We start from the raw sequence: 6,340 nt of genomic DNA on the forward strand, positions 1-6,340 counted from the left end.
ATCTCTTGTGGAGTCATCATGGATCAGCAAAATTATCGTCGCCGGTTTCTCCGGGTTGGCACGGCACTGAGAGTCCATCAAAGTGTAGTACCGTTTGTCACGGGGGGCACCACAGTGCTGCTGTTGGCAGCCAGTCTCATGGCAGGCACGGCGGTGCTGGCCCAAGCTGTAGTTGATACCGCAGTTGACACCCATATCAGCGCCCATCCACAGGCACCTGTGACACAGCAGGCAGAGATTCTCAATACCGCTAACGGCCGGACCCAAGTCAATATTCAAACGCCCAGTACGGGCGGAGTATCGCACAATATCTTCGAGCGCTTTAATGTCGGTCCTGAAGGCGTCATTCTGAATAACTCCCGTACCGACACCACCACCCAGCAAGGCGGCTGGATTCAGCGCAATCCGCATCTGGTCAACGGCAGTGCCAACGTCATTCTCAATGAAATCTGGTCCAGCAATCCCAGCCGTTTGCGTGGATTCATTGAGGTCGGCGGCGATCCCGCTCAGGTGGTGGTGGCAAATCCTGCCGGCATTTCCTGTGATGGCTGCGGCTTTATCAATGCCTGGCGCAGCACGCTCACGACTGGTGTGCCGGTTCTCAACAACGGCAGTCTGGAATCGTATCTGGTACAGCGCGGCAAGGTCAGTATCGAAGGTGCCGGCCTGGACGGCCGTCAATCGGATTTCACGGAAATCATGGCGCGCGCCGTGCAAGCCAATGCCGGCATCTGGGCGAGGAAATTGAAAGTGACGGCGGGCACCAACCAGATCAATGCTGCCCATACCCAAGTCACGCCACTGGCTGCCACCGATACTGCACCGCAATTTGGCATTGATGTCGGCCAACTGGGCGGCATGTATGCCAACCAGATCATGTTGGTCGGCACCGAGGCTGGGGTCGGTGTGCGCAATGCCGGGCATATCGGTGCCAGTGCCGGCGAAGTTGATATCACGGCCGACGGCATGCTGCTCAACCGTGGTCAGATCAGTAGCACAGACATGATGAACCTGCAGGTCAACGCGATAGATAACCAGAGCGGTAATATCCTGGGCGGCAACGATCTGACGTTGAGCGCCGAGACCATTCGCAATAATGGCACGATCCACGCTGGAGGCACAAATCGGATCAATACGCACGCGCTCGATAACGCCGACAAAGCTAGCATAGAAGGAAAAGAGATCGACATCGACGCCAGCACAGTCAATAACGAGGGTGGCGAAATCATAGCAGGTGATGACGTGAACATGAGCGCCGACATCATCCGCAACAGTGGTGCGATTCGCAGCAGCAAGATGCGCATCGACACACAAACGCTGGACAATCTTGACGGCGGCCGGATCAAGGGCGACGAGGTCAACATTGATGCGGACACTATCAATAACGAAGATGGCGAGATCATTGCCCGCGATAACCTGAGCCTGAATGCAGCGACCATCAATAACCAAGGTCTGCTCAGCAGTGATGGGAAAACGCTGATTAACGCAGAAACGCTGAACAACGTCGGCGACGGACGCATTTATGGCGACCAGGTGGCAATTGCCGCGACCACGCTCAACAATGAAGTGGCCTTGCGTGCAGAGCGGATTGCCGCCGCCGTGATCGCCGCCAGAGAGCGTCTCGATCTTGGCGTGACTACACTCAACAATCGTGAACAGGAGGCGGTGCGTGCACTGCCAAGCGACAGGGACCGCCATGGAAAACCTGTGCCGCGCGCACAGGCATTGTTGTATTCGGGCGGTGATTTGATCATGGGGGGAGAGCTTGATGCGCAGCATCGTGCCAGCGGCAGCGCCGATCTGGTCAACAACCGCAGCGCCACCATCGACGCCGATGGGAAGCTCGATATCACGGCGCGCCAGATTGACAATATCAACTTGCACTACGCCACTAGCAAGCCGCTTGATCCCACCCAAGGCGGTGCGAGGGAAGAGTATATGGCGCGTAGCGGAGGCCCTCTGTATCGCCGCGACGAGATCAGCCTGCCGGATAACGGCAGCACCTACAGTATGTACGTTAAACAGACCGGTGCGCTCCATTCTGATTTTTACCGTTACAAGTACCAGCAGCAGGTTTATCGCACAGTGATTGATGAAACTGTACCGGCCCGCATGCTATCCGGCGGTGATATGATCTTGCGCGGCAAGATCAACAATGACAAGAGCCACATGCTGGCCGGTGGCCGCTTCGAGGGGGATTACGCCGGCGATGATGTGGCTGGCGAAAACACGGTCCACCGCACCGGGCAGACCATGTACCACACCACCGAATCATGTGGTCTCATGGGCAGAAAGACCTGCAACGTTGAGCAGCACAGCCCCTATTCGTGGTCCCCGCTGACCACCACCTTTCCGCTGAAACTGGAGCGCCAGCAAGAATATGTCGTAGCGCCGGGACGCATGCCGTCTGCTCTCCCGCCCGCCACGCATGAAGCCGTGTCTGACAATGCCACTGACCGCGCTATCCGCGATGTCGCTGGTCGCGTCATACGCAGCATTGGCAAGAACGATGTGACTGCCGGCCAGCAATGGAACAGCCTGTTCCGCACGCCAGCGGATCCAGCCGCCACTTACCTCATTGAAACCGATCCACGTTTTACCCATCGCCAGCGCTGGTTGTCATCTGACTACATGTTGCGGCAACTGAATGTGGATCCGGCCTTGACGCAAAAACGCCTGGGCGATGGTTTTCACGAACAGAAACGGATACGTGAACAAGTCGGAAAATTGACCGGGCGGCGCTTTCTGCAGGGCTATGCCAATGATGAAGCACAATATCGCGCGCTGTTGGATCAGGGCATTACCTATGCCAAGACATGGCAACTGACGCCAGGTATTACCCTCAGTCCGGCTCAGATCGCGCAACTGACCAGCGACATCGTGTGGCTGGAGGAGCGCGACGTCATGCTGCCGGATGGCACAAAAGTCCGGGCACTGGTGCCGCAACTCTATGTGCGGCTGCAGCCGGATGATATTGATGGTAGCGGTACCGTATTGTCAGCCGCAACGGTCGCGATCAGCAGTGATGACGACATCATTAACAGTGGCACCATCGCCGGCCGCGATCTGGTGGCAATCAATGCCAACTATATCCGCCACATTGGCGGTCGCATCAGTGCCGCAGAAGTGCACGTCGAGGCCCGCAACGACATCGAGATCCATGGCGCTGATATTGCCGTTACCGAGAAGCTGCGTCTGCAAGCAGAACGTGATATCAAGATTCAAGCCAGCCGTCGCGACACCGAAGTCGCCCATGCCCGGCGCAGCAATATCAACCGCGGTGCGGCATTGCTTGCCAGTGGTAAAGACGCTGTGCTGAACATTACCGCGCAGCGCGACTTGCAGATGGATGCTGCCGAGATCAATAATGCCGGCAGCAACGGCAACACTACACTGAGTGCAGGTCGCAACCTAGGGCTCGGTACCGTCAGCGAAAGTCATCAGCGCAGCACCATTTGGGACCACAATAACCAATTGACACAAAGCGATACCCAAGAAATCGGCAGTAGCATCAATAGTGCCGGAAACCTGGAACTGCGTGCCGGGAACAACGTGCAAATACGTGCCGCTGACATCGACAGTGATGGTAATCTGAGCGTTACCGCTGGCAACAAGCTGACGCTGGAAAACGGTGTCGCCAGCAGTCAGCTCGACAGCCGTCATCGGGTCGACAGCAATCATGTCGTTTCTTCCAGCTCGGTCAGCACGGTGGACCAGGTCGCTACCACCAGCGCCATCGCCAGCACGCTGACCGGCAATCGCATTGATCTGGCCGCGGCCGGCGATATGCGCGTGCAAGGCAGCAACGTCATCGCGGTCGATAGCGTCACCCTGGGGGCTGGCAAGCAAATGCAGATCGAAGCTGCCGTCAACACCCGGCAAGAACATCATGAACGTCACGAACGCCAATCCGGCATCATGAGCGGCGATGGCGGGCTATCCATTGGCAGTCGTTCGCAAAAAAGTCGTGCCGATGGCAACGAACGCACGCAAAGCGCCAGCCGCAGCGTGGTCGGTGCCACCCAAGGCGATGTCAAGATCCGTGCCGGCACTAACGCCGCTATTGTTGGCAGTGACATCATCGCCGGTGCAGCCGCCGATGGCAGCGGTGGCAATATCGCCATCGCCGCGCAAGAGATCCGTATCACCCCCGGTCAGGACCAGATGGCGCTGACGACAAGTAACAGTAGTCGTGAACGTGGCATCGGTATTGGACTGGTCGGGACCCCGCTCGATACCTTCCGCAATCTGCAAAGCACTTCGCGCAGCAACGGCAGCCGTACGCAAAAGCGCAAAGCCATGGCTGAAGAGATCGGCGCTGCTGCCGGCACCGTGCCGCAAGTGGCGGTTACCATCGGCAATCGCAGCAGCAATAGTGATACCGCGACCGCGAGCGTCAGTCACAGCGGCAGTGCTTTGAGCGCGGCCGGCAATATGGACCTGACAGCCAGCGGCGATGGCAGCAAAGAGGCTGATGGCAAGGCGCGCAATGGAGATATCGACATCATCGGCAGCACCCTGGTCGCCGGTGGCAACGCTACAGTGGAAGCTGCACGCCATGTCAATCTCAACACCGTCACCGACAGCTTTAGCCAACAGCATCGCAGCGACAGTAAAAGCAACAGCCTGACCAGTGCTGTCGCCAGTCCCGGTGATGCGGCGCGCAGTATCTCCGGCGGTCCCAACAATAGCGGTGTTGGCATCGTGCCGTTTCAAAAAGAAAACGCAGAGCACAATGCCAATCTGCACGCCACGACCCAGCAAGGCAGCAGCATTGCCGCAGCCAACATTGCCATCACCAGCAATGATGGCAATATCAAGCTGAGCGGTGCCGATGTCAGCGCCGAGCACAATGTCACGCTGCTGGCGCGTCAGGGCGCAATCGACATTGACGCCGGTCGCAGTACCTTGCGCCAGACCCGCACCAACAGCGGCAAGAGTATCGGCAATCTCGGCAGCAGCAATCACGGCACCGCTTCCAGCAGCGGCAGCCGCATCACCGACGACAGCCTCGACGCTGAGCAAGACTTGAACAGCGACAACCGCAGTCAGGTGACTGCACGCCAAGGTGATTTGCGCATGACGGCGCAACAAGGCCTCCAGGTCAGCGGCAGCGATTTACTGGCCGGCAACGACATGACCCTGACGGGCAGCAATATCGCGCTGTCTCCCGGCACCGACACCAGCCGCCGCCGCGCCACCAGCAACAGCAAGCAAGTCGGTGTCACGACCTCGATTGGTGGTATCGCCGGTCAAGCCATGCAAGCCGCCAATCAGGCGCTCGAAGCACAAGCCAATGGCGATCAGCGTCTGGCCGGATTGTACGGCACCAAGGCCGCGCTGAACGCGCTCAACGCCCTCAACGCCCTCAAGAAAATTCCCACCACCGGTACTGCGCCACAATTGGTCAAGGTGACTGTAGCCGCGGGCATGCAACGCAGCGACAGCAGCAGCACCGCCAGCGCCAGTCAAGAACATGGCAGCACACTGCAAGCCGGTGGCAAGCTCAGCGTGCATGCGGTGGGCAATAACGCTACTGACGATAAGAAAGAAAACAGCGAGGACAACGGCAACATCAAGTTGCGCGGTAGCCGACTTACGGGTAACGATATCGTGCTCAATGCACTGCGCGACCTTGATATCGACAGCAGCCAGGACACCACGTCCCACCGCAGCAACAGTCATAGCGGCGGTGGCTCGGTTGGCGTCGGCTTTGCCCTCGGCGGTGAACAAAACGGTTTCACGCTAGAGCTGGGCGCCAATATCGCCAAGGGCATTGCCAATGGCGACAGCACCACCCAGCGTAACAGCGAAGTGATTGCCACCAACACCCTCAATAGCGTCAGCGGCCGCGACACCAATCTGCGCGGCGGCACTATGCGCGGCAATACCATCAACAGCAAAGTCGGCCGCAACCTCACCATCGAAAGCCGGCAAGACAGCGAGGTCTACGACAGTGAGCAAAGCAGTTCCGGCTTCGGCGTCAGCCTGTGCGTGCCGCCATTCTGCGTTGGTAATACGGTGTCGGCGCAAGCCAGTGCCGAAGACGCTAATACCAACAGCGAATTCCACAGTGTACGAGAACAAAGCGGCATCGTCGCCGGCGACGGCGGCTTCAACATCCAGGTCAACAACCACACCGACCTCACTGGCGGTGTCATCGACAGCAGTGCACCGAAAGAAAAAAACCAGCTGCTCACCGGCACCCTCACCACAAGTGACATCGACAACAAGGCATCCTACAACAGCGACAGCAGCAGTATCTCGGCCAGCGTCGACAGCGGCCAAAGTCTGGCGCAAAACGCCCTCGTCAATGCCGCAAAAAATGCCGCTGGCAATT

1 protein-coding gene is annotated in these 6,340 nt (G+C 58.3%); it reads left to right on the top strand.

Going from position 1 to position 6,340, the window contains the following annotated elements:
• Positions 1 to 18 precede the first annotated feature (18 nt).
• On the top strand, positions 19 to 6,340 hold a 6,322-nt coding region (locus AKL27_RS24200), incomplete at its 3' end, for a hemagglutinin repeat-containing protein (RefSeq protein ID WP_157057078.1).

Source organism: Herbaspirillum autotrophicum, assembly GCF_001189915.1.
Taxonomy (GTDB): domain Bacteria; phylum Pseudomonadota; class Gammaproteobacteria; order Burkholderiales; family Burkholderiaceae_D; genus Herbaspirillum; species Herbaspirillum autotrophicum.